This window comes from Pseudomonas xanthosomatis, from assembly GCF_019139835.1.
Lineage (GTDB): Bacteria > Pseudomonadota > Gammaproteobacteria > Pseudomonadales > Pseudomonadaceae > Aquipseudomonas > Aquipseudomonas fakonensis.
The window spans coordinates 25,936-51,784 of the sequence record NZ_CP077075.1; the positions used below are offsets into that span (position 1 = coordinate 25,936).

General features: G+C 63.0%; 23 protein-coding genes and 1 pseudogene. 11 read left to right on the plus strand and 13 right to left on the minus strand.

Annotated features, from left to right (window positions below):
- The first annotated feature begins 179 nt into the window (after positions 1-179).
- Entirely contained in the window at positions 180-1,220 is a 1,041-nt protein-coding gene (locus KSS93_RS00110; RefSeq protein WP_217886666.1) for a threonine aldolase family protein, read from the plus strand.
- A gap of 194 nt (positions 1,221-1,414) precedes the next feature.
- On the opposite strand, the gene KSS93_RS00115 is transcribed toward KSS93_RS00110, so the two are convergent.
- From KSS93_RS00115 to KSS93_RS00125, 3 genes are all read right to left on the minus strand, one after another.
- A complete protein-coding gene (locus tag KSS93_RS00115; RefSeq protein ID WP_217886667.1) occupies positions 1,415-3,352 on the minus strand; it encodes a methyl-accepting chemotaxis protein in 1,938 nt (645 codons plus the stop codon).
- 184 nt (positions 3,353-3,536) lie between these two features.
- Positions 3,537-3,839 carry a cell division protein ZapA gene (locus tag KSS93_RS00120; protein ID WP_217886668.1) on the minus strand — a complete coding sequence of 101 codons (303 nt, stop codon included), beginning with the start codon at positions 3,837-3,839 and terminating at the stop codon, positions 3,537-3,539.
- The gene (locus tag KSS93_RS00125; RefSeq protein ID WP_217841408.1) at positions 3,836-4,066 is read right to left on the minus strand and encodes a hypothetical protein; all 231 of its coding nucleotides are present in this window, start codon (positions 4,064-4,066) and stop codon (positions 3,836-3,838) included. Before KSS93_RS00125 ends, KSS93_RS00120 begins: the two co-directional genes overlap by 4 nt.
- A 160-nt stretch (positions 4,067-4,226) precedes the next feature.
- Here KSS93_RS00125 and KSS93_RS00130 point away from each other — a divergent pair.
- Positions 4,227-4,457 (plus strand): annotated as a pseudogene (locus KSS93_RS00130) (methyl-accepting chemotaxis protein); the annotation flags it as partial.
- A gap of 38 nt (positions 4,458-4,495) precedes the next feature.
- On the opposite strand, the gene gbcB reads toward KSS93_RS00130, so the two are convergent.
- Positions 4,496-5,596 carry a glycine betaine monooxygenase reductase subunit gene (gene gbcB, locus KSS93_RS00135; protein ID WP_217841406.1) on the minus strand — a complete coding sequence of 367 codons (1,101 nt, stop codon included), beginning with the start codon at positions 5,594-5,596 and terminating at the stop codon, positions 4,496-4,498.
- A 295-nt stretch (positions 5,597-5,891) separates the two neighbouring features.
- Here gbcB and gbca point away from each other — a divergent pair, with 295 nt between their 5' ends.
- Positions 5,892-7,184: a glycine betaine monooxygenase oxygenase subunit gene (gene gbca, locus KSS93_RS00140; RefSeq protein WP_217886669.1), complete on the plus strand. Its 1,293-nt coding sequence runs from the start codon at positions 5,892-5,894 to the stop codon at positions 7,182-7,184.
- Between the two features lie 34 nt (positions 7,185-7,218).
- Here gbca and KSS93_RS00145 read toward each other — a convergent pair whose 3' ends face one another.
- The 7 genes from KSS93_RS00145 to KSS93_RS00175 all read right to left on the minus strand — a co-directional run bounded on the left by KSS93_RS00145 (position 7,219) and on the right by KSS93_RS00175 (position 16,865).
- Complete coding sequence (locus tag KSS93_RS00145) at positions 7,219-8,100, minus strand: RHS repeat-associated core domain-containing protein (RefSeq protein WP_217886670.1); 882 nt, start codon at positions 8,098-8,100, stop codon at positions 7,219-7,221.
- A gap of 977 nt (positions 8,101-9,077) precedes the next feature.
- Positions 9,078-9,848, minus strand: a complete 771-nt coding sequence (etfB, locus tag KSS93_RS00150) for an electron transfer flavoprotein subunit beta (protein WP_217886671.1) — start codon at positions 9,846-9,848, stop codon at positions 9,078-9,080.
- A gap of 10 nt (positions 9,849-9,858) precedes the next feature.
- Positions 9,859-11,091: an electron transfer flavoprotein subunit alpha gene (etfA, locus tag KSS93_RS00155; RefSeq protein ID WP_217886672.1), complete on the minus strand. Its 1,233-nt coding sequence runs from the start codon at positions 11,089-11,091 to the stop codon at positions 9,859-9,861.
- Positions 11,091-13,043, minus strand: a complete 1,953-nt coding sequence (dgcB, locus tag KSS93_RS00160; protein ID WP_217886673.1) for a dimethylglycine demethylation protein DgcB — start codon at positions 13,041-13,043, stop codon at positions 11,091-11,093. The genes etfA and dgcB overlap by 1 nt, the downstream gene beginning before the upstream one ends.
- A gap of 159 nt (positions 13,044-13,202) precedes the next feature.
- The gene (gene dgcA, locus KSS93_RS00165) at positions 13,203-15,263 is read right to left on the minus strand and encodes an NADH:flavin oxidoreductase (protein ID WP_217841400.1); all 2,061 of its coding nucleotides are present in this window, start codon (positions 15,261-15,263) and stop codon (positions 13,203-13,205) included.
- 15 nt (positions 15,264-15,278) lie between these two features.
- Positions 15,279-15,809 carry a DUF5943 domain-containing protein gene (locus KSS93_RS00170; protein ID WP_217841399.1) on the minus strand — a complete coding sequence of 177 codons (531 nt, stop codon included), beginning with the start codon at positions 15,807-15,809 and terminating at the stop codon, positions 15,279-15,281.
- A 78-nt stretch (positions 15,810-15,887) separates the two neighbouring features.
- On the minus strand, positions 15,888-16,865 hold the full coding sequence (locus tag KSS93_RS00175; protein ID WP_217841398.1) for a dipeptidase: 978 nt from the start codon (positions 16,863-16,865) through the stop codon (positions 15,888-15,890).
- Positions 16,866-17,137: 272 nt separating this feature from the next.
- Here KSS93_RS00175 and KSS93_RS00180 point away from each other — a divergent pair, with 272 nt between their 5' ends.
- From KSS93_RS00180 to KSS93_RS00190, 3 genes are all read left to right on the plus strand, one after another.
- Positions 17,138-17,539, plus strand: a complete 402-nt coding sequence (locus KSS93_RS00180; protein WP_217886674.1) for a lysozyme inhibitor LprI family protein — start codon at positions 17,138-17,140, stop codon at positions 17,537-17,539.
- Between the two features lie 115 nt (positions 17,540-17,654).
- Entirely contained in the window at positions 17,655-18,371 is a 717-nt protein-coding gene (locus KSS93_RS00185; RefSeq protein ID WP_225917271.1) for a hypothetical protein, read from the plus strand.
- 65 nt (positions 18,372-18,436) lie between these two features.
- Positions 18,437-18,988 carry a hypothetical protein gene (locus KSS93_RS00190; protein ID WP_217886675.1) on the plus strand — a complete coding sequence of 184 codons (552 nt, stop codon included), beginning with the start codon at positions 18,437-18,439 and terminating at the stop codon, positions 18,986-18,988.
- Here KSS93_RS00190 and KSS93_RS00195 read toward each other — a convergent pair.
- Complete coding sequence (locus KSS93_RS00195) at positions 18,979-19,941, minus strand: GlxA family transcriptional regulator (RefSeq protein WP_217886676.1); 963 nt, start codon at positions 19,939-19,941, stop codon at positions 18,979-18,981. The two genes, KSS93_RS00190 and KSS93_RS00195, sit on opposite strands and share 10 nt — an antisense overlap.
- 145 nt (positions 19,942-20,086) lie before the next feature.
- Here KSS93_RS00195 and choX point away from each other — a divergent pair, with 145 nt between their 5' ends.
- From choX to KSS93_RS00215, 4 genes are all read left to right on the plus strand, one after another.
- Positions 20,087-21,031 carry a choline ABC transporter substrate-binding protein gene (gene choX / locus KSS93_RS00200; protein ID WP_217886677.1) on the plus strand — a complete coding sequence of 315 codons (945 nt, stop codon included), beginning with the start codon at positions 20,087-20,089 and terminating at the stop codon, positions 21,029-21,031.
- Between the two features lie 121 nt (positions 21,032-21,152).
- Positions 21,153-22,037: a 3-dehydrocarnitine:acetyl-CoA trimethylamine transferase CdhC gene (cdhC, locus tag KSS93_RS00205; protein WP_217886678.1), complete on the plus strand. Its 885-nt coding sequence runs from the start codon at positions 21,153-21,155 to the stop codon at positions 22,035-22,037.
- A 74-nt stretch (positions 22,038-22,111) separates the two neighbouring features.
- Positions 22,112-23,077 (plus strand): L-carnitine dehydrogenase, encoded by a 966-nt coding sequence (locus KSS93_RS00210; protein ID WP_217886679.1) that lies wholly within the window; start codon positions 22,112-22,114, stop codon positions 23,075-23,077.
- Between the two features lie 10 nt (positions 23,078-23,087).
- A complete protein-coding gene (locus KSS93_RS00215; protein WP_217886680.1) occupies positions 23,088-23,555 on the plus strand; it encodes a thioesterase family protein in 468 nt (155 codons plus the stop codon).
- A gap of 62 nt (positions 23,556-23,617) precedes the next feature.
- Here KSS93_RS00215 and KSS93_RS00220 read toward each other — a convergent pair whose 3' ends face one another.
- Positions 23,618-25,207, minus strand: a complete 1,590-nt coding sequence (locus KSS93_RS00220) for a metallopeptidase (protein ID WP_217886681.1) — start codon at positions 25,205-25,207, stop codon at positions 23,618-23,620.
- A 331-nt stretch (positions 25,208-25,538) separates the two neighbouring features.
- Here KSS93_RS00220 and KSS93_RS00225 point away from each other — a divergent pair, with 331 nt between their 5' ends.
- A complete protein-coding gene (locus tag KSS93_RS00225) occupies positions 25,539-25,796 on the plus strand; it encodes a hypothetical protein (RefSeq protein WP_217841391.1) in 258 nt (85 codons plus the stop codon).
- Positions 25,797-25,849: the final 53 nt, after the last annotated feature.

Below are 25,849 nucleotides of genomic sequence, written 5' to 3' on the forward strand. Positions count from 1 at the left end.
TTCGCGGGCAAGCCCGCTCCCACAGGCACAGCGCCACCTTCAAATGCTGTGATGAAGCTGTGGGAGCGGGCTTGCCCGCGAAAGGGCCAGTGCAGGTAAACAAGGCTTCCGGCTTGTATAGGCAACCGTCGAATCAATGGTTTAGAGTGCTTTCCTGCGTCGTAATAAGGACAGGCGTCATGACCGACAACAACCAGCAATTCGCCAGCGACAACTATTCCGGCATCTGCCCCGAGGCCTGGGCGGCGATGCAACAGGCCAACCTGGGCCACGAGCGCGCCTACGGCGACGACCAATGGACCGAGCGCGCCGCCGAATACTTTCGCAACTTGTTCGAAACCGACTGCGAAGTGTTCTTTGCCTTCAACGGCACCGCCGCCAACTCCCTGGCCCTGGCCTCGCTGTGCCAGAGCTACCACAGCGTGATCTGCTCGGAGACCGCCCACGTCGAGACCGACGAATGCGGCGCGCCGGAGTTCTTCTCCAACGGCTCCAAGCTGCTCACTGCCGCCAGCGTCAACGGCAAGCTGACCCCCGAATCGATCCGCGAAGTGGCGCTCAAGCGCCAGGACATCCACTACCCCAAGCCGCGGGTGGTGACCATTACCCAGGCCACCGAAGTGGGCACCGTGTACCGCTCCGACGAGCTCAAGGCGATCAGCGCCACCTGCAAGGAGCTGGGCCTGAACCTGCACATGGACGGCGCGCGCTTTACCAATGCCTGCGCGTTCCTGGGTTGCTCGCCGGCCGAGCTGACCTGGAAGGCAGGCGTGGATGTGCTGTGCTTCGGCGGCACCAAGAACGGCATGGCGGTGGGCGAGGCGATTTTGTTCTTCAACCGCGCCCTGGCCGAAGACTTCGACTACCGCTGCAAGCAGGCCGGGCAGCTGGCATCGAAAATGCGCTTCTTGTCAGCCCCCTGGGTAGGCCTGCTGCAAGACGGCGCCTGGCTGCGCCACGGCAACCACGCCAACCATTGCGCGCAGTTGCTGGCATCCTTGGTCACGGGCCTGCCGGGCGTCGAGCTGATGTTCCCGGTAGAAGCCAACGGGGTGTTCCTGCAAATGCCTGAACACGCCATTGAGGCGCTGCGTGGCAAGGGCTGGCGCTTCTATACCTTTATTGGCAGCGGTGGGGCGCGGTTCATGTGCTCGTGGGACACCGAAGAAGCCCGGGTTCGCGAACTGGCGGCGGATATCCGCAGCATCGTCTGCGCCTGACCGGACGCATTCGCGGGTAAACCCGCTCCTACAGGGCTGTGCAAAACACGGCTCCAGCGCCGTACCTGTGGGAGCGGGCTTGCCCGCGAAGCAGACAACACGGTGGATGGCACCGGCTTTGCCGGTGTTCGCGGTGGTCAAACCTGGTGATGTACCTGTGGGAGCGGGTTTACCCGCGAAGAATCCACCACCGATTAAAGCCTGAACCCACCCATCTGCCGCGCCAGGTCGTCAGCCAGCCCGCGCAGCGCATGGCATTCCTCCCGACACCCTTGCACCTCCACCGCCGTCTGCCGCGCCAGGTCCGAGATGCCCTGCACGTTGCGGTTGATCTCCTCGGTCACCGCCGACTGCTCCTCGGTGGCCGTGGCCACCTGGTGGTTCATGTCGCTGATACGCTCCACCTGGTCGGTGATCGCCCCCAGCGACGCACCGGTGTGCTGGCTGGCCTGCACCCCGCCGCCGGTGGCCTGCTGCCCGGCCTGCATCGAACTTACCGCAGTGCCGGCGCCGTGCTTGAGGCGCTGGATCATCTGCTGCACCTCGTCGGTGGACACCTGGGTGCGCCGCGCCAGGGTACGCACTTCATCGGCCACCACGGCAAAGCCACGGCCCATCTCCCCGGCCCGCGCCGCCTCGATGGCCGCGTTCAGCGCCAGCAGGTTGGTCTGCTCGGAAACACTGCGGATCACGGCGAGAACTTCATCGATCGAGGCTACTTCCTCGGCCAGTTGCGTCACCGCATCGGCTGCCCGGCCAATCTCGCCCGACATCCCCTCGATATGCTGCACCGACTGGCGCACCACTTTGCGCGCCTGCAAGGCCTCGTCCCGCGCCGATTGCGAGGCTTCGGCCGCGCTGCCGGCGTTACGGGCGATTTCCTGCACGGTCAGGCCCATCTCGTGCACGGCGGTGGCGACCATTTCGGTCATTTCCTGCTGGCGGCCCGAGCGCTCGGCGGTGTTGTCCACCACCTGGGTTACCTGCTCCACCGAGCGGTGCAGGCGCTCGGTGGTGCCCAGCACGTCCTTGATCAGCGCCCGCTGGCTGTCGAGGAAGCGGTTGAAGCCCCGGGCCAGGTCGCCCAGCTCGTCCTTGCGCGAATCATCCAGGCGGTGGCTGAGGTCGCCCGCGCCACTGCCGATCTGCACCAGCGCGGCGGTCACCTGGCGGATTGGCCGCACCAGGCCACGGGCCAGCAGTACCACCAGCAACAGCGACAGCAGCGCCACGCCACCACCAATCAGGGTGGTCAGCCACACGGCCTCACGCATCTGCGCGTAGATTTCGGCCTCGGGCACTTCGGCCACCAGCGTCCAGTTCAGGTCGCGCAGGGGTAGCCCCAGGGCAAGGTAGCTTTCACCGTCACGCCTGAAACGGGTGCTGCGCAGGCCATCAGCACCGCTGAGCATGGCCTTGGCGGCCTGGGGGTCGAGCTGCTCGGCCAGCGGGCGCTTGCCGCTGAACTGCTGGTCGGGGTGCACCTGGATCAGGCCGTCGTTGCGCACCAAAAACACCTTGCCGTGCTCGCCAAAGCTGAAATCGTGAATCAGCCTGGACAGCTCGGTCATGCGCAGGCCCATGCCGGCCACGCCCACCAGTTGCCCGGCTTTCTCGATGCGGTAGTCGATGAACAGCGCCAGCTCGCCGGTGGCACCGTCAATGTCGATATTGACGAAGCGCTCGGCACCGCTGTCGATGTAGCCGTAGAACCACTTGTCCTTGGGGTTGGCACGGCTGAGGGTGCGGTCCAGGCCCTTCTCGTTGTAGTAGTTGCCACTGTTGGTGGCGGCGAACAGCGCGGTAAAGGCGTGGTTGCGCTGCTTGGCGGCGTCCAGGTATTCGATGAAAGGCGGGAGGCTGGCCGGGTCTTCACCGGCAGCCAGCCAGTCGCGCAGCAGGGTGTTGCCGGCGATGTCCGCGGCGGCCACCAGGGGCTGGCCGAGCATGCGCTCGATGTCGTTGCGGATCGCCTCGACGCTGGCCGGCAAGGCGGTGTCGACCAGGTAGCGCTCGGTCAGGCGGTTGACCGCCACGGTGTAGATCGCCACCACCACCAGAATGCTCGCCAGCAGCGCCGCGCCCATGCTCGCGATCAATTGCCACTGGATACTGCGCCGCCAGATGCCCATGTGTGTGCTCCCCGCAAATTATTGTTTTGCGAGAAGTGTATACACTTAAGTATCCGATCTATCCATAGATCCAGAACAATACAGCCGCCACCCATCGTGGGAGCGGGCTTGCCCCGCGATTGCGTTCGTCAGTGAAAACGCAATCGCGGGGCAAGCCCGCTCCCACGAGGGGGAAAGATTCTTTTTATTGGTCGCCGATGGTGCGGCTGATGGCATCCACGGTGGCGTCGATCTGCGCCTGGGTGCGCTCCAGGGTCAGGGCGTGCTCACGCTGCTGCTCGATCTGCCTGGAGCACAGGTTCAGGGCGGCCAGCACCAGCAGCTTGTCGCCGATCAGGGTCGGGTAGCTGCGTTTGGTCTCGGCCAGCGCGGCATTGAGCATGCGCACCGCCTGCGACAGGGTTTCTTCCTGGCCTTCGGGCGCCTTGAGCGAATAGTCGTTGCCCAGAATCGACACGACGTTGATTGGCTGGGCGTGCAGCTTCATGCGCTGGCCACACCTGCGCTGGCGCGATCGACCAGTGCCTGGATGCGCGCGGCGGTGGCGCCGTGCTTCTCTTCCTGCTCCATCAGCGACAGCTGCAGGGTTTCGTTCTCTTCCTTGGCCTGGGCCAGTTGCTCGCCGAGGCCGGCGTTCTGTTCGGCCAGTTGCGCGTTCTTCTGCATCAGGTCGCTGACCAGTTGCTCGAGTTGATTCAGGGAGGTTTCCAGCATGGGGTTTGTCTCGGTTGTTGCAAAGGGCGCACACGATAAGGAAAAACCTGCGCCCCCGCCATTAAATATCGGATTCATAAGGTTTTTACCTGGCTTGGTTGACCCAGGATCGCCCTGCTTGTTCCGACCCTTTGCAACCGCCTGTCCGGTAAATCGTTATCAGTCCGAATCAACCCTGAACATCGCCTCGGCCGTGGGCCAGATCAACGAACGCAACCTAGTAATCGCCAGCGCCGCCGAAGAGCAGGCCCAGGTGGGCCGCAACCTGGTGAACATCAACGACCTGTTGGTGCAGAGCGCCACCGGGGCGCATCAGACCAGCGCGGCGAGTGCCGAGCTTTCGCGTTCGGCGATGGACCTGAACGGGTTGGTAGCGCGTTTTCGCACCTGAAAAAACAGGGGCCGCTTTGCGGCCCCGGCAATGTCGGATCAGTACTCGATCCGCACATCCCCCTTCGGCACGCTGCAGCACGACAGGATGTAGCCCTCGGCTTCGTCGTCTTCGGTGATACCGCCGTTGTGCTCCATCTCCACCTCGCCGCCCAGCTTGAGCACCTTGCAGGTGCCGCAGATGCCCATGCCGCAGGCCTTGGGGATCATCAGCCCGACCTTGGCCGCCGCGGCGTGCACGGTTTCGCCCGGCGCCACGCGGATGCTCTTGTCGCTGCCGACGAACTCCACCAGGTTGAGGTCGGCCAGGTCCACTTCCGGCGCATCGGCGGCGGCTTCGGCGTGCTCCACCGCATCGGCCTTGGCCTCCGGTGGCGTCGCCCCGAACGACTCTTCGTGGTAGTTCTTCATGTCGAAGCCGACCGCCTCGAGCATGCGCTTGACCGCCGTCATGTAAGGCGTCGGGCCGCAGCAGAACACCACCCGCTCCATGTAGTCCGGGGCGATCAGTTCCATCAGGCGCTGGTTCAGGTAGCCACGGTAGCCGGCCCACGGCTCACCCAGCCCGTGCTTTTCGCAAATGATGTGCAGGCTGAAGTTGGGAATGCGCGAAGCCATCTGCTCCAGCTCGCGGTGGTAGATGATGTCCTTGGGCGAGCGGGCGCTGTGCACGAACACCATGTCCACGTTGGCGTTGGTGTCGTAGAACCAGCGGGCCATGGACATCACCGGGGTGATGCCGACACCGCCAGACAAATACAGCGCCTTGCCCGCCGGGAAGTCGATGGCGTTGAACAGCCCTACCGGGCCGTGCACCGGAAGCTCCGCGCCTTCGTGCATGGTGTCGTGAAGGAAGTTCGACACCAGCCCGCCTGGCACGCGCTTGACCGTGATCGAGAAGCTATAGGGCACCGACGGCGAGCTTGAGATGGTGTACGAACGCATTACCGGTTTGCCTTCGATCTCAAGCTCCAGGGTGACGAACTGCCCGGGCTTGAAGAAGAACATGATCGGCTGGTCGGCCATGAAGCAGAAGGTGCGCACGTCCCAGGTCTCCTGGATGACCTTGACGCAGCGCACGATGTGGCGGCCATTGGCCCAGGTCTGGGTGGTGACCGGATTGAGGAAGGTATCGGACATGTTCATCTCCAGCAGCCGACGATCGGCCTTTCTTATGGCTGCGATAATGCGCACTCCCGGGGCGTCGTACATTCCCATCCACGACATCGGCGTACTTATCGCGACCAGCCCCACCTGGCAAGGGTTGCCGAGTCGGAATTCGATTCGGCCATGTCGCCCATGGATATGGTTCGCGCACGCTTCGAACGCACACTCCTCGGCAAAACAACACGCTGTTTGAAAGCACACAGCCTTGCGGCACCACAACAACGATTAGCCACCTTTTGCCGGCCCCAACGGCCCCGAGGAATACACGATGGACGTCACCGCAACCCTGAGCCTGGGCGATCCACTGGAACCTGCACGCAAGGCCACCGCCGAGATGCTGCAGACCCGCGAGCGCACCTACTCGCTGCCGCAACCGTTCTACACCGACGAACGTCTGTTCCAGATCGACATGCAGGAGATCTTCCAGAAAGAGTGGCTGATCGCCGGCATGACCTGCGAGATCCCGGCCAAGGGCAACTACATCACCCTGCAGATCGGCAAGAACCCGATCCTGGTGGTGCGCGGTGCCGAGGGCAAGGTGCATGCCTTCCACAACGTCTGCCGCCACCGCGGCTCGCGCCTGTGCGTCAGCGACAAGGGCAAGGTGGCCAAGCTGGTCTGCCACTACCACCAGTGGACGTATGAACTGGACGGCCGCCTGCTGTTCGCCGGCACCGAAATGGGCGCCGACTTCGACATGAAGGAATACGGCCTCAAGCCTGTGCAGGTGAAGGTGGCCGGCGGCTACATCTTCATCAGCCTGGCCGAGAACCCGCCGGCCATCGACGAGTTCCTGGCAACCCTTGAGCACTACATGGAACCGTACGACATGGAGAACACCAAGGTGGCGGTGCACACCACCTTGATGGAGAAGGCCAACTGGAAGCTGGTGCTGGAAAACAACCGCGAGTGCTACCACTGCTCGGGCTCGCACCCGGAGCTGCTGCAAACCCTGCTGGAATGGGACGACACCAACGACCCGCGCGCCAGCCAGGAATTCAAGGACCACGTGGCCGCCTCGGCCGCCGCCTGGGAAGCCGAGAAAATCCCTTACCTGCACAAGAGCCACGGCCTGCGTAACCGCATCGTGCGCATGCCGCTGCTCAAGGGCACCGTGTCGATGACCATGGACGGCAAGCAGGCCTGCCAGAAGCTGATGGGCCGCATCAAGAACCCCGACCTGGGCTCGATGCGCATCCTGCACCTGCCGCACTCGTGGAACCACTGCATGGGCGACCACATGATCGTGTTCACCGTGTGGCCGATCAGCGCCCAGGAAACCATGGTCACCACCAAGTGGCTGGTGCACAAGGACGCCGTCGAAGGCGTGGACTACGACCCCGAGCGCATGCGCAAGGTGTGGGACGCCACCAACGACCAGGACCGCCGCCTGGCCGAAGAGAACCAGCGCGGGATCAACTCCACCGCCTATCAGCCTGGGCCGTACTCCAAGACCTACGAGTTTGGCGTGGTCAACTTCATCGACTGGTATAGCCAGCGTGTGCTGGAAAACCTCGGGGCGGAGCCGGCGCCGTATCTTAAGGAAGTGAAGGCGCAGTAACTCAATCGGCCCCTGGCACCCGCAACGCCGAGTGTCAGGGGCTCTTGGTATTGTTCATCCGAATATCAGCCGCTTGGTTGCGTCCAGCTCTCCAACGCCACCATCCTTCGGCACCCGCCCTGAAGAAATGCACTACCCCTTCCCCGAGCTCCCAGGCGCGCCTACCTGCGTACTCCACAGCCTCGCTTACCATCCTGATGCCGGTAATTTCCAGGAAGGTTCCCGATACTACGCGGCTTGAAGCAATACCAGGCTGCCCCATGAGCGTCCAGGTTTCCCGGGCAGCGGTGAAGTTCGAAAAGACCCCGCCGGTGATGTTACCCCCGGAGTTGGCCAGACCGAATCCGCTGGCGAGCGTGATAAGCGAGTCATCCGCCCAAGCGTTTTCGAAGCCTTGCAGAACATTGCCCAGCGCCCCCGAAGCCCCAGTAGCGGCGAATGCAGTGTTGCCGATCCGGTTCAGTAAAGGTGGCGGCGAAAAAGATGAGGGATGGCCTTGGGCGATACGGTGCTCGTGCTGAAGCCTTAAAGCCTCGTTTCTTGCAGTCCTGATGACCGCCCCCGTCAATGTGACGGAGCTGGAAGACGCGCCCAACACCCTGCGCCACCACTGTGCGCCCGGATCTATCCGGTTTATCGGGTCCCCACCACAGTAGGCATAGGCATTGACCCCCCCTAGTCCAAAAGGGCTGAGGGCGTCCGCGCTAACGAAGCGCATCAGGGTCGGGCTGTAGTAGCGGTGGCCGTTGCCCAGCCCGTAATACCCCGTCAACGGGTCGCGGTGCTGGCCACAAAATCCCAGCCCAGGGCCAGTCACGGTATAGGGCGCACCATAAGGCGTATAGGCCCGTGAATGGCCAGCCGTGCCCGTCAGTACGGACTGCTGCTGATCAAGTTTGAGCAGAACATTCGACATGGCAGTAAATACCTGGGGCTTTCTGCATCACCCTATCGCCACTCCCAATAATTGGGTACTGACAAAAATATCAGCTGATCATATTTTGATCAGTCGTATCCCGGCCCTGCGCCACGGGGCCTGGCGAGGGGTACGAACACTTTATCCACAAGCAGGCCCACAAAGGATGTGCAAAACATCAGGATCAGGTATTTGAAGATCGTTGATCAAAAAACGATCAAATCTCTACAAGCCTCGTAATCAAAGGCCTGCAAGGAATATCCAACACCTTGTCCACAGAGAGACCAACAGCGTTTGTGAACAAGCACAGCGGGCGGACTGCAGGTGTTGTGGATAAGCATCTCATCCCATTGATTTCACTGATAGGGGCAGGCTGTCGCGTCGATTTGATCGTTTTTTGAACAAACCGCTACAAGCCAGAAAATTCGGTGCCTGTAGTCATGGCCAAACAGATTATCCACAGGGCCGCCAACAGCGAATGTGGGCAAGTGCTGAGGAATTAAGCGACATATTTCAACCAAACCCTGATCACTAATTGATCAAACTGCTGGATGCTTTGATTTTAAAGGGCTGTAGCGAAGCGCAAACACTTTACCCACAGCTTGGCGAACAGATTCCGGGGGCAAGTTTATCGGGCGCGAAGCGGCCCCCTAGGCCTCAGCCTCATGCAAAATTGCCGGGGCTGCTGCGCAGCCCATCGCGACACAAGGCCGCTTCCCACAGGGGCCGCGGAACATCTGCGAGACTAGTTCTCTGCGCGACAGCGCAGCCCGCAGGGCTGGGTGATCTCCTACAGCTACGGCACTGGGCTGAAGCTTATGCAATCCCTGTGGGAGCGGCTTTAGCCGCGAAGCAGGCGACGCGGTGGAGGGCACCGGCTTCGCCGGTGTCCGCGGGTAAACCCGCTCCCACAGGGTTAACGCCAGGCCGTACTCTGCGCAGTCCTGTGCAAGCAGGGCTTGAATGGCGGGGTTTGCTCAGCGCAACACCCCCTCCTCCACCAGCAGCTTGAGGATCGCCTCGGCACCTTCCTGCGGCGAAACATCCTTCAGCACCTTGCCACCCCCGCCACTGGCCTTGGCCGTGGCGGCCTTCATGCGGTCGGCGCCGCTCTTGGCCTTGATCACCTTGAGCCGCTTGGGCCGTGGGCGCGCCGGCTGCAGGGCGTCATCGCCGAGCACCGGGTCGTCCACCACCGCCACCTCGTGTGGCGCCAACACACCACGCCGGGCTGGGCCAAAGGCGCTCTGGCGCGGTTTGGGCGCCGCGTTATCCACAGTTGCCAGCAACGGCAGGCGCACCTTCAAACGGCGCCGCTGGCCCCGTGGCAGGGCCTGCAGCACTTGGGCGGTGCCGTTTTCGATCGATTCCACCTCGGCCAGGCCCACCACCAGCGGCCAGCCAAGCTTCTCGGCCAGCAGAAACGGCAGCATGCCCGAGCCTTCGCCGGTTTCGGCCTGGCTGCCGGTCAGCACCAGCTGGGCGCCGGCGTCACGCAAATATTCCCCAAGCACGCCGAGTACATCGGCGCCAGCCGGCTGCTCGAGCACATCCAGATGCTCCAGGCCCATGCCCAGGTAGGCGCGCAGCGCCTCTTCACGGGGGTCGCCGGCATGCACCACCTGCAAGTTATCCCCAGCCAGCTGCAAGCCCAGCTCCACGGCGCGGGCGTCCTGCTCGGCGCGGCGGGCGCGGCCGGAGCTTGGGTGGGCACCGATGGAAACCAGGCTGATCACTTTGGTAGTCATGCTTGTGCCCTTATGCCGCGTCGCGCTGGCCGCCGCTGCGGTAGTTGTCCACAGCCTCGATCAGTGCCTTGAGAATCGCCGAACTGTCGCCAATCACCGACAGGTCGGCCCGCTTGATCATGTCGCAGCCCGGGTCCATGTTGATCGCCACCACCTTGTCGCAGGCACCGATGCCCTGCAGGTGCTGGATGGCGCCCGAGATACCCACAGCCACATACACCCGCGCCGTGACCCAGGTACCGGTGGCGCCCACCTGGCGGCTGCGCGGCATGAAGCCGTCGTCCACCGCCACCCGCGAGGCGCCTTCGGTGGCGCCCAGCGCTGCCGTGGCCTGGTGGTACAACTCCCAGTCCTTCACGCCGTTGCCGCCCGAGACGATGAACTCGGCCTCGGCCATGGCGATGGCGGCCGGGTCCACAGCCACCGAGCCCAGGTCTTCGATACGCGACAGGCTGCGCGCCACGCCTGTGGACAACTCCACCGGCAGGGCTTCGTGGCGGGTTTCGCTGACCGGCTCCGCACATTCGGCAGCAGCCAGAATCAGCCGTGGCAACTGGCGCTGGATATCCTGCTGGCCGGCACCGGCTCGGCCGATGCACTGGCCGTCCTTGACCTGCCACACCCGCGTGGCCGGGCGCTCGCCCAGGGCGGCGGCAAAGCGCCGGCCCAGTTCGCCGCCACCGGTGCGGCTGTCAGGCAGCAGCCAGTGGCGCGGGGCGAGCTGGTTATCCACAGCCCGCAGGCCCTGGACCAGTTGCTCCGGTGCATACCCCTCGAAAGCCTCACCCTCGATGACCAGCACCCGGTCGACGCCGGCTGTGGAAAAGTTACTTTCTTTATGTTCGCCGAACACGATGGCCAGCACCGCGCCGTCGCTGCCGGCCAGGCTGTGGGCCAGGCCCAGCAGGTCGCGGTCGTGGCTGCCCAGGCGGCCACCGACCATGTCCGGCACCACGGCAATGTAAAACGCAGGCTCAGCCACCTGGTGCAGCGGCAGTTGCACTTCGGCGGCGGCAGTGCGCCGGCCGCCAACACCGGTGCCCTGCTGGGCGCCACTGCGGTCGATGCGCTTGAGCCCGGCCGGGCCGGTGAAGCCTGCGGCAATGGCGTGGGGGTTCTTGCGCATCAGCCCGTTGGGGCCCATCCAGCTGGTTTGCTGTGTTTGCATGGCCGCGTGCAGCGGGTGCAGGCGGTTACGGGCGATCCACTCGGCGCGAGGGTCGCGGCGGATGATGTCGCTCATCAGTGCACCTCCGCAGGTTCACGTTTGGCCGGCTGCGACTTGGCGGCGGCCGGGGTTTGGTCTTCGATCAGCACGTCGGCCACAAGCTCGGCCAGGTCCTTGATCTGCGGGCGTGGCTCGACCACCCCTTCAAGCATGGCAGTGCACTGCGGGCAACCCACGGCCACAAGCTCGGCCTCGGTTTCGCGGATGTCGTCCATGCGCATGTCGGGGATACGCTGCTTGCCCGGGATGTCGGTGATCGGCGCACCGCCGCCACCGCCGCAGCAACGCGAACGGAAGCCCGAGCGTTGCATCTCGCGTACTTCGATGCCCAAAGCCTTGAGCACATCGCGCGGGGCTTCGTATTCGCCGTTGTAGCGGCCCAGGTAGCACGGGTCGTGGTAGGTGACGCTGCCGCCCTTGTGCTGGCCGAGGTTGAGCTTGCCTGCTGCGATCAGTTCGGCGATGTAGGTGCTGTGGTGCTGCACCTGGTACTCGCCGCCCAGGGCGCCGTATTCGTTCTTCAGCACATGGAAGCTGTGCGGGTCGCAGGTAACGATGCGCTGGAAGCGGTACTTGGCCAGGGTCTGGATATTGCGCTTGGCCAGTTGCTGGAAGGTCGCCTCATCGCCCAGGCGCCGGGCCACGTCGCCGCTGTCGCGCTCTTCAAGGCCCAGCACGGCAAAGTCCACGCCCGAGGCCTTGAGCACCTTGACGAAGGCACGCAGGGTGCGCTGGTTGCGCATGTCGAAGGCGCCATCACCGACCCAGAACAGCACCTCGGTGGTTTTCACCTCTGACAGCAGTTTCAGGTTGAGGTCGGCCGCCCAGTTCATCCGCCCGCCCGGGGCGAAGCCGCCGGGGTTGTCGGTGGCGATCAGGTTGTCCAGCACCTCGGCGCCCTTGTTCGGGGTGGCGCCTTTTTCCAGCGTCAGGTGGCGGCGCATGTCGACGATGGCGTCAACGTGCTCGATCATCATCGGGCACTCTTCCACGCAGGCGCGGCAGGTGGTGCACGACCACAGGGTCTCGGCGTCCACCAGGCCGTTGACGATCGGCTGGTGCGGGTGGCCGCCGTGCTCGCCCACCGGCTTGCCCGGGTAGGGGCTGCCGGCAAATTTGGCGTCGGTGCCACCGGCCAGGCCAATGACCATGTCCTGGATGAGCTTTTTCGGGTTCAGCGGCTGGCCGGCGGCGAACGCCGGGCACATGGCCTCGCATTTGCCGCACTGCACGCAGGCGTCGAAGCCCAGCAGCTGGTTCCAGGTGAAGTCCACCGGTTTTTCCACACCCAGCGGTGCGTTGGGGTCTTCGAGGTCCAGCGGCTTGAGACCGGTGGAACGGCCGCCGCCGAAGCGCTCGGCGCGGCGGTGCCAGGCCAGGTGCAGGGCACCGGCGAAGGCGTGCTTCATCGGCCCGCCCCAGGTCATGCCGAAGAACAGCTCGGACACACCCCACATGACGCCTAGGCCGAGGATGCCGACCATCACCCAGCCGCCGGTGTCGGCCGGCAGAATGCCGGCCACCGGCAAGGTGGCGATGAAGAAGCTCGCGGCGAACACCAGCAGGCTTTTCGGCAGGCGCATCCACGGGCCCTTGGACAGGCGCGAGGGCGGGTTGATGCGGCGTTTGAAGACGAACAGCGCGCCGCTGAACATGATCACCGTGGCTACCAGCAGCGCGTAGCCGAGGATTTTGCTCTGCAGGCCAAAGCCATGCACCAGGATCGCCAGCACGGCCGACAGCACGAAGCCGCCGGCGGTGGCCACGTGGGTCTTGGACATGTACTTGTCGCGCTCGACCACGTGGTGCAGGTCCACCAGGTAGCGCCGCGGCATGGCCAGCAGGCCTGCCAGCAGGTTGACCTGGCTGGGCCGCCCGCGCCGCCACATGCGCACCCGGCGCGCAGCGCCAAGCACCGCCAGGGCGAGAGCGGCGAACAGCAGGATGGGTAGAAGGGTGTTCAACATGGGAGGCTCCCACAACAGCTGGAATCTAGCGCCGCCCCCTGTGGGAGCGGGCTTGCCCGCGATGGCGTCCGGTCAGACAACACAGTTGCTTGAGCTGACGCCATCGCGGGCAAGCCCGCTCCTACAGGGACTGCGCCCGGTGGCGATGGCGGTTATCGGTCAGAAATCCTTGCACAGGCGCAAGGCATCGTAGATCGCCGCATGCACGTTGCGCTGGGCCACGCAGTCACCGATGCGGTACAGCAGGTAGCCCTCGCCCGGCTGGCTGAGGATCGGCTGCGGCTTGATGGCGAACAGCGCCTCCACGTCGATCTGGCCCTTGTTGCGCGAGCCATCCTTCAGCGCGTAGTACAGCTGCTCGTCAGGGCGCACGCCGTTCTCCACCACCACCTGGTCGACCACCCGCTCTTCCTTGGCGCCGGTGTACTCGTTCTCGAGCACCGCCACGAGCTTGTCGCCCTCGCGGTAGACCTTCTCCAGCATCATGTCGCCGGTCATGATCACTTCTTTCGGGTACATGCTTCGGTAGTAGGTCGGGAAGGTGGTGCCGCCCATGGCCACGCCCGGCTTGATGTCGTCGGTGACGATCTCGACCTGGCTGCCCTTGTCGGCGATGAAGTCGGCCACCGACATGCCGGTGAATTCGCAGATGGTGTCGTACACCAGCACGTTCTTGCCCGGTGCAACCTTGCCGTCCAGTACATCCCAGCTGCTGACCACCAGGCCCTCGGCGGCGCCCCAGTGCTCGTTCTGCTCAAGGAACGAATGCCCGCCCACGGCCAGCACGATCACGTCCGGGCGCAGGTCCTGGATGGTCGCCACGTCGGCGGCGGTGCCCAGGCGCAGGTCAACCTTCAGGCGCGCCAGCTCCAGTTGGTACCAGCGGGTGATACCGGCAATCTGGTCACGCTGCGGTGCTTTGGCGGCGATGGTGATCTGCCCGCCAATCTGCTCTTTTTTCTCGAACAGGGTCACGTCGTGGCCGCGTTCGGCAGCCACGCGGGCCGCTTCCATGCCGGCAGGGCCTGCGCCAACCACCACCACCTTGCGTTTCACGCCGGTGGTCTTCTCGATGATGTGCGGCACGCCCATGTATTCACGGGAGGTGGCGGCGTTCTGGATGCACAGCACATCCAGGCCCTGGTACTGGCGGTCGATGCAGTAGTTGGCACCGACGCACTGCTTGATCTGGTCGATCTGGCCCATCTTGATCTTGGCGATCAGGTGCGGGTCGGCCATGTGCGCACGGGTCATGCCGACCATGTCGACATAGCCGCCTTCCAGAATGCGCGTGGCCTGGTTCGGGTCCTTGATGTTCTGCGCGTGCAGCACCGGGACCTTGACCACTTCCTTGATGCCGGCCGCCAGGTGCAGGAACGGCTCCGGCGGGTAGCTCATGTTCGGGATGACGTTGGCCAGGGTGTTGTGGGTGTCGCAACCCGAACCGACCACGCCGATGAAATCGAGCATACCGGTGGCATCGTAGTAGGCGGCGATCTGCTTCATGTCCTCGTGGCTGAGGCCATCAGGGTGGAACTCGTCACCGCAAATGCGCATGCCTACACAGAAGTCGTCGCCCACTTCGGCGCGCACGGCTTTCAGCACTTCCATGCCGAACTTCATGCGGCCTTCGAAGCTGCCGCCCCATTCGTCGGTACGCTTGTTGACCCGCGGGCTCCAGAACTGGTCGATCATGTGCTGGTGCACCGCCGACAGCTCGACGCCGTCCAGGCCGCCTTCCTTGGCCCGGCGCGCAGCCTGGGCGTAGTTGCCGATGACGCGCCAGATCTCTTCCACCTCGATGGTCTTGCAGGTGGCGCGGTGTACCGGTTCACGAATGCCCGACGGCGACATCAGGGTTGGCCAGTTGAAGCCGTCCCAGCGCGAGCGGCGGCCCATGTGGGTAATCTGGATCATGATCTTGGCGCCATGCTTGTGCATGGCGTCAGCCAAATTCTGGAAGTGCGGGATGATGCGGTCGGTGGACAGGTTGACCGACGCCCACCACTCCTGCGGGCTGTCGATGGCCACCACCGACGAGCCGCCGCAGATGGCCAGGCCGATGCCGCCCTTGGCCTTTTCTTCGTAGTACTTCACATAGCGGTCGGTGGTCATGCCGCCGTCGGTGGCATACACCTCGGCGTGCGCGGTGCTGAGCACGCGGTTGCGGATGGTCAGTTTGCCGATTTGAATCGGCTGGAACATTGCTTCGAATGCCATGACGCGGTCTCCGGCTTACAACGGCTTTGTAACGAACAGGCCATCTTCGTGGCCTTCTTCCGACCCGCCGTAGACCTGTTCGGCCACGGTGCGGATCTTGCTGCCACGGGCAGCGAGAATCTGGTCCATGGCACCGGCGAACCAGCCGGTGAACATGTAGTCGACCTTGCGCCCGCACTTGCCGTACACGTACACGAACGCCGAGTGCTCGAGCTTGACGCTGCAGGTGCCTTTATCCAGGTCGATGTCCTGGATCTTGAACAGGCCCCAGCCGCGCTGGCTCAGGCGCTTCATGTAGTGCTCGAACACCGCCACGCCTTCCAGGCCATGGCACTCGGCTTCTTTTTCACACCAGTGCCAGGCCGACTTGTAGCCAGCCTTGTAGAGGATCTCGGCGTAGGCGTCGGCGCCCAGCACTTCCTCGATGCCGATGTGGTTGTTGACGAAGAAATGCCGTGGCACGTACAGCATCGGCAGGGCGTCGCTGGTCCATACGCCGGTTTCGGTATCGACTTCGATTGGCAATTGCGGGGCGATCTTGGCCATGGAAACTCAACTCCAGAAAATTTTCGTATTTGGATGCCCCGGCGTTGCTGGCAGGGGCTTTCAGGCTTGGAGTGCGGCTTATTCGCCCCACACATCCTTGAGGACGTTCACCCAGTTCTCGCCCATGATCTTGCGCACCACGCGTTCGCTGTGGCCGCGTTTGAGCAGGGTTTCGGTGAGGTTGGGGAATTCGCCGACGGTGCGAATGCCCAGCGGGTTGATGATCTTGCCGAAGTTGGTCAGGCGACGGGCGTAGCCCTTGTCGTGGGTCAGGTACTCGAAGAAGTCCTGGCCGTGGCCCTGGGTGAAGTCGGTACCGATACCGATGGCGTCTTCACCGACGATGTTCATGGTGTACTCGATAGCCTCGGCGTAGTCGTCGATGGTCGAGTCGATGCCCTTGGCCAGGAATGGCGCAAACATGGTCACGCCGACGAAGCCGCCGTGGTCGGCGATGAATTTGAGCTCTTCGTCGGACTTGTTGCGCGGGTGTTCTTTGAGGCCCGAGGGCAGGCAGTGCGAGTAGCACACTGGCTTTTTCGATTCGAGGATGACTTCCTCGCTGGTTTTGGAGCCCACGTGCGAGAGGTCGCACATGATGCCGACGCGGTTCATCTCGGCGACGATCTCGCGGCCGAAGCCCGACAGCCCGCCATCACGCTCGTAGCAGCCGGTGCCCACCAGGTTCTGGGTGTTGTAGCACATCTGCACGATGCCCACGCCCAGTTGCTTGAACACGTCTACATAGGCGATCTGGTCTTCGAACGCGTGGGCGTTCTGGAAGCCGAAGAGAATGCCGGTCTTGCCCAGTTCCTTGGCCTTGCGAATGTCGGCAGTGGTGCGCACCGGCATTACCAGGTCGGCGTTGTCGCGGATCAGCTTCTGGCTGGCGGCGATGTTGTCGACCGTGGCCTTGAAACCCTCCCACACCGACACCGTGCAGTTGGCTGCGGTCAGCCCGCCTTTGCGCATGTCTTCGAACAGCTCGCGGTTCCACTTGGCAATGATCAGGCCGTCGATGACGATGCTGTCGGCGTGAAGTTCGGCTGGGCTCATCAGGCTGTCCCCTTTTATTGAGTTGGGCTCGCCGAACCATGTGCCGGCGCTTTGGGGCCAGCATATGCCTGTGCTCCAAGGCGCCCCGATGCAAAAACGACAGGGGGTTTGCCGAAAGCGTCAAGGGCCGACAGGGCACGCTCTGGCACGCCGCTCACAGATGAGATTCAGTCTCGACAAGGGCTTCATGAACATTTCGTCAGGGAGCTATCGCGCAGGCGTTGGCTGAGCGAGAATCCCTGCGATTCGTCAGCCTGTTCAGGAGAAAACGGATGAAATCAATGGCATGGCTGGTGTTGCTGGCCGCAGCATGCGGCGCCCACGCCGCCGAAGAAGACAGCACGCCCTGCGACAACGTCGAAACCGACCAGCAGGGCTATGCCTGCGCCGCCTACAACAAGCAGACCGCCGAGCGCGAACTGAAGGCTGCTTACGACGACCTGATCCAGCGCATCCGCGACCAGTACGCCGACGAAAGCGACAAGGCCGCGGCGCTGAGCGGGCGCATGGAGGCAGCTGAAAAGCTGTGGGCGCAGCTGCGCGATGCCGACTGCAAGGTCGAGACCTATGCCGAGAAGCCTGGCAGCAAGGCCTTCGAGGCGGCGTGGAATACCTGCGTGGCGCAGCGCAGTGATGAGCGCTCGGAATACCTGCAGTCCATTGGACAGCAGTAGAAACGCGAGCTGAGCAGGAAGTAGTTTCAGCTTATCTGCAATGGCGATCCGAACCACAGTGGCTCCCGGGCGCCTCACCCGGGGCGCTGGAATTTACTTGATCGGAAGCCGAGATATGACCACCAGCATCAGCAAAACCGACATGGACAGCGCGATCGCTGCCCTGAAGAAGGAAGGCGAAGAGCGCGCCGTCATAGTTGCCAACACCATCTGCATCTTTGCCCCGGATGTGCCCGCCAGCGTTGCCGAGGATGTACTGGACGGCATGCGCCTGATGAACCTGTCGGCAAACAAGAAGTTCGATAAGGAAACCCAGCAACGCGAGTGGTACAACTTCTATAACGACGGCCTGGGCAAGTTCGGCTGGACACTGACAGGCGCCGCCCACGTAGAGGAAGCTCTCGACAAGGACACCCACACGCTGGCAACCCTGGCCCCCGAGATTGTTACCGTCCAGATTGGCCGCAGCCATCGACTGAGCCCCTGCGTGAAGCGCTCTTTCGAAGTGATCGTGAAAACGCCAAAAGCGCAGCAACTGCTTGAAGAAAGCAGCGTGAGCGTTTCGGGCAAGTCCAGCACTGTTCAGATTTCGGCCTGCGAGATGTCGCCGCAAGGGCTTCCGATCATGCACATGACCAGCGTTCAACTGAGCTACGACAAAGCCGAAAAGGCCGCAGGTTCCGCTGGCCGCATCATCGACAAATCGAACACTCGCGTTTATCGGGCCGCGCAACAAGGCTCGTTCAGCGTTCGCCACTTCGAAGCCATGCGCGAAGCCGTCAGGCTGAAGCTGGCCAGCCAGGCGTTCGACATCCTGGCACTCGACATCTGACCTGGACCTGGCGCCGCACTGCGGCGCCAGGTTCCCCTCTTGCACATAGCCCGAGGGCCCGCATCATGCCCGCGAAACCTGCCGCCCAACGCTACGAAGATCTTCACGCCTGTTTGCGCCTGTCGCAACTGCAGGCCAACGGAGCTCATGACCGCCAGCAAGATGGCCAGCGCTGGCTTGGTCGCTTTCTGCTGACACTGGAAGATTGTGGGGCCAAGTTGTTTGAACGGACGACCAAGAGCATCACCTGCGTTCCCACGGACGCTGTGTTCGAAGACGTCTTCGCAGGCTGGATTCCGTCACCACAAAAGCCAAACCTCATGTTCAAACGGGTGGCCAGCGACATACTCCATGGCTTGCAACAGCCGGACCTCGCCCTGCTACGCAGTACATCGGCCAGCTCGCACATGAGCATTGCGTTCGATGTGGATGGCGACGGCGAACCCGTGGCGATCATCTTTCACCTGCGGTGTGCGACCGATCCGGATGCACCCCGCACGCGGCTGGCCCTGCAACTGAATCACCTGGGCGTGAAACTCGACCCCCAGGCATTCGAGGCACGGCGAGACCAGGTCGAAAGCCGGCTACGGGAGTATTCCAACCTTGATCAGTTCTGATCTGGCGCCTGTGGTTTGAGTGCCTGACGCTCTTCGCGCGGACAGCGGCCAAAGCGTCGCTTGTATCGACGGGTGAAGTACGACGGCAGCTCGAAACCGCACGCCACGCTGACCTGCGTGATGCTCATCTGCGTCTGGCACAGCAACTGACGTGCTTTATCCAGGCGCAGGCCGAGATAAAAGCCAGTTGGCGTGTCACTCAGGTACAAGCGAAACAAGCGCTCCAGTTGTCGCCTGGTGATCATGGCTTTGGCTGCCAGTTCCAATGTGCTCAACGGCGGCTCGGTATGCTTTTCCATTTCGCCGATCACCTGCACAAGCTTGCGGTTGTTGATGCCATAGCGTGAGGCGATCTGCATGCGCTGGTGGTCCTGGCGCGGGCGAATGCGCCCCAGCACGAACTGCTCCGACACCTGCACCGCCAGTTCGCTGCCGTGGGCCTGGGCGATCAGGTCGAGCATCAGGTCGATGGACGCGGTGCCACCGGCACAGGTAATGCGCCGGCGGTCGATTTCGAACAATTCTTGCGTGGCCTGCAAGCGCGGGTAGCGCTCTTTGAACGCCTCCAGCGCCTCCCAGTGCAGGGTTGCGCGGTGGCCGTCGAGCAGGCCGGCCTCGGCCAGCAGCATGGCGCCAGTGTCGATGCCGCCCAGCACCACGTTGTCATGATCCAGCCGGCGCAGCGCCTGCTGCAGCGCCGCCCCGTAGCAGGCCAGCGGCTCGAAGCCGGCCACCACCAGCAGCATCTGCGCCCCGGCAGCTTCAGCCAACGCACCGTCGGCGTTCACCGACATGCCGTTGCTGGCCAGCACCGCGCCGCCGTCCAGGCTAAGCACCTGCCAGCGGTACAGCGCTGCGCGAAAGCGGTTGGCCACCCGCAGCGGTTCCAGGGCACTGATGAAGCCCATCGCCGAGAAGCCCGGCAACAACAAGAAGTGAATGGTTTGCGGCATCGCCTGCTCCACGTGAAGGTGGTCGCCATAGTGCAATTGTTGGTCGCCAGGGTGCGATTTTCCACCCCGGAGCCAGCGTAGCGTATCTACACGGTCCGCAAGAGGCCGCCCCTATAACAATACGTACTGCCGATGGAGAGCCACCATGCATCGCTTTGTCCGCCGCAGCCTGTTATCCCTCGCCCTCAGTTCCACCCTGGCCACCCCGCTGTTCGCCGCCGAACCCGCCGCCTGCAAGGATGTGCGCCTGGGGGTGGTCAACTGGACCGACGTTATCGCCACCAGCGCCATGGCCCAGGTACTGCTCGACGGGCTGGGCTACCAGACCAAGCAGACCAGTGCCTCGCAGCAGATCATCTTCGCCGGCATTCGCGACAAGCGTCTGGACATGTTCCTGGGTTACTGGAACCCGATCATGACCCAGACCATCACCCCCTTCGTCGATGCCCAGCAGGTGAAGGTGCTGGACAAACCCAGCCTGGAAGACGCCCGCGCCACCCTGGCGGTGCCCAGGTACCTGTACGACAAGGGCCTGAAAACCTTCGCCGACATTCACAAGTTCCAGAAGGAGCTGGGCGGCAAGATCTACGGCATCGAGCCAGGCTCGGGCGCCAACACCCAGATCAAAGCCATGATCAGCAAAAACCAGTTCGACCTGGGCAAGTTCCAGCTGGTCGAGTCCAGCGAGGCCGGCATGCTCGCCGCCGTGGACCGCGCGGTACGGCGCAAGGAGGCGGTGGTGTTCTTCGGCTGGGCGCCGCACCCGATGAACGTGAACATCGACATGGCCTACCTGGGTGACAGCCAGGACGCCCTGGGCCCGGACGAAGGCCGCGCCACGGTGTGGACGGTGACCGCCCCGGACTACGCCCAGCGCTGCCCCAACGCCAACCGCCTGCTGGCCAACCTCAAATTCAGCGCCGAGGACGAGAGCCGCATGATGCAGCCGCTGCTCGACCACAAGGACGCCCTGGAATCGGCCCGCCAGTGGCTCAAGGACCACCCCGAAGACAAAGCCCGCTGGCTGGAGGGGGTGACCACCTTCGACGGCAAGCCGGCTGCGGACAACCTCAAGCTCACCGCCAACTGACAGGGCCCTTTCGCGGGCAAGCCCGCTCCCACAGGTACAGCATCCGACTCGGGATCACATTGATCCTGTGGGAGCGGGCTTGCCCGCGAAAAGGCCAACACCGACAGCACAAGGAACCCCCATGAACCACGACGTCATCATCACCTGCGCCCTCACCGGCGCCGGCGACACGGTCGCCAAGAGCCACCTGGTCCCGGTCACCCCGAAACAGATCGCCGAAGCTGCAGTAGAAGCCGCCAAGGCCGGTGCCACGGTGGTCCACTGCCACGTTCGCGACCCGGACACCGGCCGTTTCAGCCGTGACGTGGCGCTGTACCGCGAAGTGATGGAGCGCATCCGCGAGGCCGATGTGGACATCATCGTCAACCTTACCGCCGGCATGGGCGGCGACCTGGAGATCGGCCCGGGCGAAACGCCCATGGAGTTCGGCGCCGGCACCGACCTGATCGGCCCGCTGGAGCGCCTGGCCCACGTCGAGGCGCTGCTGCCGGAAATCTGCACCCTGGACTGCGGCACCCTCAACTTCGGCGATGGCAATGCCATCTATGTCTCCACCCCGGCGCAGCTGCGCGCCGGCGCCAAGCGCATCACCGAGCTGGGGGTAAAGGCGGAGCTGGAGATCTTCGACACCGGCCACCTGTGGTTCGCCAAGCAGATGATCAAGGAAGGCCTGCTGCACGACCCGTTGTTCCAGCTGTGCCTGGGCATCCCCTGGGGCGCGCCGGCCGACACCACGACGATGAAGGCCATGGTCGACAACCTGCCCGCCGACGTGACGTGGGCCGGCTTCGGCATCGGCCGCATGCAGATGCCCATGGCCGCACAAGCCGTGCTGCTGGGCGGTAACGTGCGGGTGGGGCTGGAGGACAACCTGTACCTGGACCGCGGCGTGCTGGCCAGCAACGGCCAATTGGTGGAGCGCGCGGCTGAAATCATCACCCGCATGGGCGGGCGCGTGCTGAGCCCGGCCGAGGGCCGGGAAAAGATGAACCTAAAGCGCCGCTGACCCGCACCCACTCATCCCACTGTAGGAGCCGGCTTGCCGGCTCCTACAGCGCCCCAGCCAAACAGGAGTTGCACATGCCTTTCATCACCGACATCAAAACCTTCGCAGCCTTGGGCAGCGGCGTCATCGGCAGCGGCTGGGTCGCCCGCGCCCTGGCCCACGGCCTGGACGTGATCGCCTGGGACCCGGCCCCCGGCGCCGAAGCCGCCCTGCGCAAGCGCATCGCCAATGCCTGGCCGGCACTGCAAAAGCAGGGCCTGGCCCCCGGTGCCTCGCCGGAGCGCCTGAGCTTCGTCGCCACCATCGAAGAATGCGTGTGCAACGCCGACTTCATCCAGGAAAGCGCCCCTGAACGGCTGGAACTCAAACTCGAACTGCACGCCCAGATCAGCGCCGCCGCCAAGCCAGACGCGATCATCGGCTCCAGCACCTCGGGCCTCTTGCCCAGCGAGTTCTACGAGTCGGCCAGCCACCCTGAACGCTGCGTGGTCGGCCACCCGTTCAACCCGGTGTACCTGCTGCCGCTGGTGGAAATCGTCGGTGGCAAGCACACCAGCCCCGAGGCCATCGAAGCCGCAAAAACCATCTACACCGCCCTGGGGATGCGCCCGCTGCACGTGCGCAAGGAAGTGCCCGGCTTCATCGCCGACCGCCTGCTCGAGGCGCTGTGGCGCGAAGCCTTGCACCTGGTCAATGACGGCGTGGCCAGCACCGGCGAAATCGACGACGCGATCCGCTTCGGCGCCGGCCTGCGCTGGTCGTTCATGGGCACCTTCCTCACCTACACCCTGGCTGGCGGCGATGCCGGCATGCGCCACTTCATGGCCCAGTTCGGCCCGGCGCTGAAACTGCCCTGGACCTACTTGCCGGCCCCGGAGCTGACCGAAAAGCTGATCGACGATGTGGTCGAAGGCACCACCGAGCAACTGGGCGAGCGCAGCATCACCGCGCTGGAGCGCTACCGCGACGACACGCTGCTGGCAGTGCTGGAAGCGGTGAAAACCAGCAAGGCCAGCCACGGCATGGCCTTCGGCGACTGAGGAGACTGCGATGCCCGCACTGATCACTTACCGAACCCAGGTCAACCAGGACTGGGTCGACTACAACGGCCACCTGCGCGACGCCTACTACCTGCTGATTTTCAGCTACGCCACCGACGCGCTGATGGAGCGCATCGGCCTGGACGCCGACGCCCGCGGGCAAAGCGGGCATTCGCTGTTCACCCTGGAAGCGCACATCAACTACCTGCACGAGGTGAAGCTCGATACCCAGGTGTGGGTACAGACGCAGATCATCGGCTTCGACAAGAAGCGCTTGCACCTTTACCACAGCCTGCACCGGGCAGGCTTCGACGAAACGCTGGCGGCCAGCGAGCAGATGCTGCTGCATGTGGACCTGGCGGGGCCGAAGTCGGCGCCGTTCGGGCAGAATAGTGCAGATGCACTCCAGGCCCTGCTCCAGAACCAGCCACCGCCAGGCAATCAGTACATAGGAAGGGTCATGCGCTTGACTCGATAGATCGCATCCAGACTCCAGAAGGGCGCACGGCTGCCTGCAGCCGTGCGCCCTTCAATTTCACGCTAATCGAAAGTGTTGACCACTTCGACCCGATCATTCAGTGAACCTTCGCTCGACGACATCCTCATACCCGGCGGCAGGGTGTGATCACTGTTGAACTGAGGAATATTCAGATCACCGCTGTAGCTGTCACTGGTGTAGCTTCTGCTCACCCGATTGCCCGGGCCTAAAAACAATAGGTAGTTACCGGGTTTAACCCCTTGAACTTTCGCGGAAGACACCATCCCTGCCCACTCCCGCCCACACTGTTGAAGGACCGACGTGGTTGTCCTTCCCACATGCAGAAAACTGCATGTTTTGCCTTGATAATTGGTGTGTTCATAAAGCGTAATTGTGCGCACCTGCGGATAGAATGCCTCGACAACCTCTCTGTACTCAGAGAACTGGCGGGCCACGTCGTGGTTCTGTACCGTCCCCAATGCGCGCCCCTGATATTGCAGACGCGGGTTGGAAAAATAAGGAATTGCGCCATGCGAAGTCACCTGGATGGTATGAAAATTTGGCGAATAGTGCCGGTAACCATGGTTGTAACCCTTGCTAGGGTCGTTACCTACCAGGCCATGCCCTCCCCCCAGGTTGTGCCCAAGTTCATGTGCAAGGGCGACCGTACAACTGATCGTATTGAACCCTGTCTCCTTTCTTGACCGACCGTAGGCATTCCCGCAGATTGAGCTCTCGGTGTTATACAGCGAAACCAAATGTGCGGCGAACAGATCGCGCTGGGTCGAAACCTTCGAACCTAGCGCACTGTTGGCTTTAGCCATTTCTTGAAGCATTGCCCACTGGCTTTTAGTCCCTTGGCTATAGTCCGGATCAACAAAACCAGCTAACTCATACGTGATGGGGATGTGACTGTTAATTAAGTACTGGTTGGCGTTTTGCAAGGCCTGCACGAGTTCGGCCCGATAGTTCGGAGAACGTGCCCGGCGCTCATTGGTTGTGACAAACATCACCCTGATCGTGCTGTGAGCTGACTTGGGTGTTTTGCCAGCTTCAATATTCATCCTTGATGGCGTGGGCATGACGGGTTCGCCTTCGACAGGCATCTTGGATTCATCAACCTTGACCAATACATGCTGTCCCATGCCTATCGGCTCCAACCGATACAGTTGGCCATCGATATGGATGTCGCCTACGACCTGAGCATCTTCACGTACCAGAGAGATCCAATTGAACGGATCAAAATCCACCTCGTCTGGAGATGGGTAACGCTGCTTTCGCTCTGACGCCACATCGCCAACCCACCCAGACATTCCGGCGACCGTACTGAAACGCTTCAAGTTGAAGCGTACAACGCTGCCCTCCGGTAATCTGATCGCCAGCTCGGAATTGTCTGCGTCTACAAGCGGGGACTTGATGTTTACCAGCCATACCTCCTGTGACGAAGGAGAGGCCAGCAGTGCAGACAGTGATGGATAGATACCGGCTTGGGAACTGAGACTCTGCAGGGCCTGCCGGTCCGCCACTGGCCGTTCGAAAAGCAATGCTGGAGTGCGCGGTTCCCCATCGACAGCGCTGTTTACCGCAGAGCAACCCGCAGTGGCTAGCAAGGCATGGCTCAACAGTACAAATACCCAACTTGAGCGCTTCATTGTTCGAACCTCTGTGAGTAGAGATTCGATTAGATGCTTAGGCAAGTACCTCCACAACTGGCAGAGTTACCAGTTGTCAAGCAAAAAATAACCCCGGAAGCCGTGAGCGTCCGGGGCCAAGAGCGAGCAACATCCACTGTGCGAGAAGTGAGGGTGACCAAACCCTCGGGTGCCGTGAATGGCTCCAGTGTGCTGGCTCGCTCATGATCCGATTTAGCCGTAAACGACCTGTTCTTAGCCAAAGCAGCCATGGCGACAATCTGTCCTTGCCGGGCTGTCGCAAGCGACACAGAATCGGTCGCAAACAACAGCGACAAAAGGGGCAACAGCCATGATGCATGCGGATCTGATTGACCAGGACGACCTGCTGGGCCACCTGCGCGCCCGGGGCTTCGACATCCCCGCCGGGGCCAGCGCCGAGCAGGCTTGTGAAGTGGTGGTACGCGGCCTGACCGAACCCAATGCCAAGGCGCTCAAGGGCATGGTCGAGCAGATGTATACCGGCAGCGCAACCATTTTGCCGGCCGTGCGCCAGGCCATCGACAAACAGCTGCTGCCGGCGTTGGCGCAGTTCAGCCAGCGCGCCTGACCGAGCGCCTCTGCTGGGGCGTCTTCGCGGTGCTTCGGCATTCCGACAAGCCC

Bases quoted from the DNA above. Each gene is read 5' to 3' on its own strand.
- dgcA (WP_217841400.1), bottom strand. From the start codon at position 15,263: ATGGCATTCGAAGCAATGTTCCAGCCGATTCAAATCGGCAAACTGACC.
- KSS93_RS00125 (WP_217841408.1), bottom strand. From the start codon at position 4,066: ATGCTGGAAACCTCCCTGAATCAACTCGAGCAACTGGTCAGCGACCTG.
- KSS93_RS00175 (WP_217841398.1), bottom strand. From the start codon at position 16,865: ATGAGCCCAGCCGAACTTCACGCCGACAGCATCGTCATCGACGGCCTG.
- KSS93_RS00220 (WP_217886681.1), bottom strand. From the start codon at position 25,207: ATGAAGCGCTCAAGTTGGGTATTTGTACTGTTGAGCCATGCCTTGCTA.
- choX (WP_217886677.1), top strand. From the start codon at position 20,087: ATGCATCGCTTTGTCCGCCGCAGCCTGTTATCCCTCGCCCTCAGTTCC.
- KSS93_RS00110 (WP_217886666.1), top strand. From the start codon at position 180: ATGACCGACAACAACCAGCAATTCGCCAGCGACAACTATTCCGGCATC.
- gbca (WP_217886669.1), top strand. From the start codon at position 5,892: ATGGACGTCACCGCAACCCTGAGCCTGGGCGATCCACTGGAACCTGCA.
- KSS93_RS00145 (WP_217886670.1), bottom strand. From the start codon at position 8,100: ATGTCGAATGTTCTGCTCAAACTTGATCAGCAGCAGTCCGTACTGACG.
- KSS93_RS00215 (WP_217886680.1), top strand. From the start codon at position 23,088: ATGCCCGCACTGATCACTTACCGAACCCAGGTCAACCAGGACTGGGTC.
- KSS93_RS00115 (WP_217886667.1), bottom strand. From the start codon at position 3,352: ATGGGCATCTGGCGGCGCAGTATCCAGTGGCAATTGATCGCGAGCATG.
- cdhC (WP_217886678.1), top strand. From the start codon at position 21,153: ATGAACCACGACGTCATCATCACCTGCGCCCTCACCGGCGCCGGCGAC.
- etfA (WP_217886672.1), bottom strand. From the start codon at position 11,091: ATGAGCGACATCATCCGCCGCGACCCTCGCGCCGAGTGGATCGCCCGT.
- KSS93_RS00210 (WP_217886679.1), top strand. From the start codon at position 22,112: ATGCCTTTCATCACCGACATCAAAACCTTCGCAGCCTTGGGCAGCGGC.
- KSS93_RS00185 (WP_225917271.1), top strand. From the start codon at position 17,655: ATGACCACCAGCATCAGCAAAACCGACATGGACAGCGCGATCGCTGCC.
- KSS93_RS00190 (WP_217886675.1), top strand. From the start codon at position 18,437: ATGCCCGCGAAACCTGCCGCCCAACGCTACGAAGATCTTCACGCCTGT.
- gbcB (WP_217841406.1), bottom strand. From the start codon at position 5,596: ATGTCCGATACCTTCCTCAATCCGGTCACCACCCAGACCTGGGCCAAT.
- KSS93_RS00195 (WP_217886676.1), bottom strand. From the start codon at position 19,941: ATGCCGCAAACCATTCACTTCTTGTTGTTGCCGGGCTTCTCGGCGATG.
- dgcB (WP_217886673.1), bottom strand. From the start codon at position 13,043: ATGTTGAACACCCTTCTACCCATCCTGCTGTTCGCCGCTCTCGCCCTG.
- KSS93_RS00170 (WP_217841399.1), bottom strand. From the start codon at position 15,809: ATGGCCAAGATCGCCCCGCAATTGCCAATCGAAGTCGATACCGAAACC.
- etfB (WP_217886671.1), bottom strand. From the start codon at position 9,848: ATGACTACCAAAGTGATCAGCCTGGTTTCCATCGGTGCCCACCCAAGC.
- KSS93_RS00225 (WP_217841391.1), top strand. From the start codon at position 25,539: ATGATGCATGCGGATCTGATTGACCAGGACGACCTGCTGGGCCACCTG.
- KSS93_RS00180 (WP_217886674.1), top strand. From the start codon at position 17,138: ATGAAATCAATGGCATGGCTGGTGTTGCTGGCCGCAGCATGCGGCGCC.
- KSS93_RS00120 (WP_217886668.1), bottom strand. From the start codon at position 3,839: ATGAAGCTGCACGCCCAGCCAATCAACGTCGTGTCGATTCTGGGCAAC.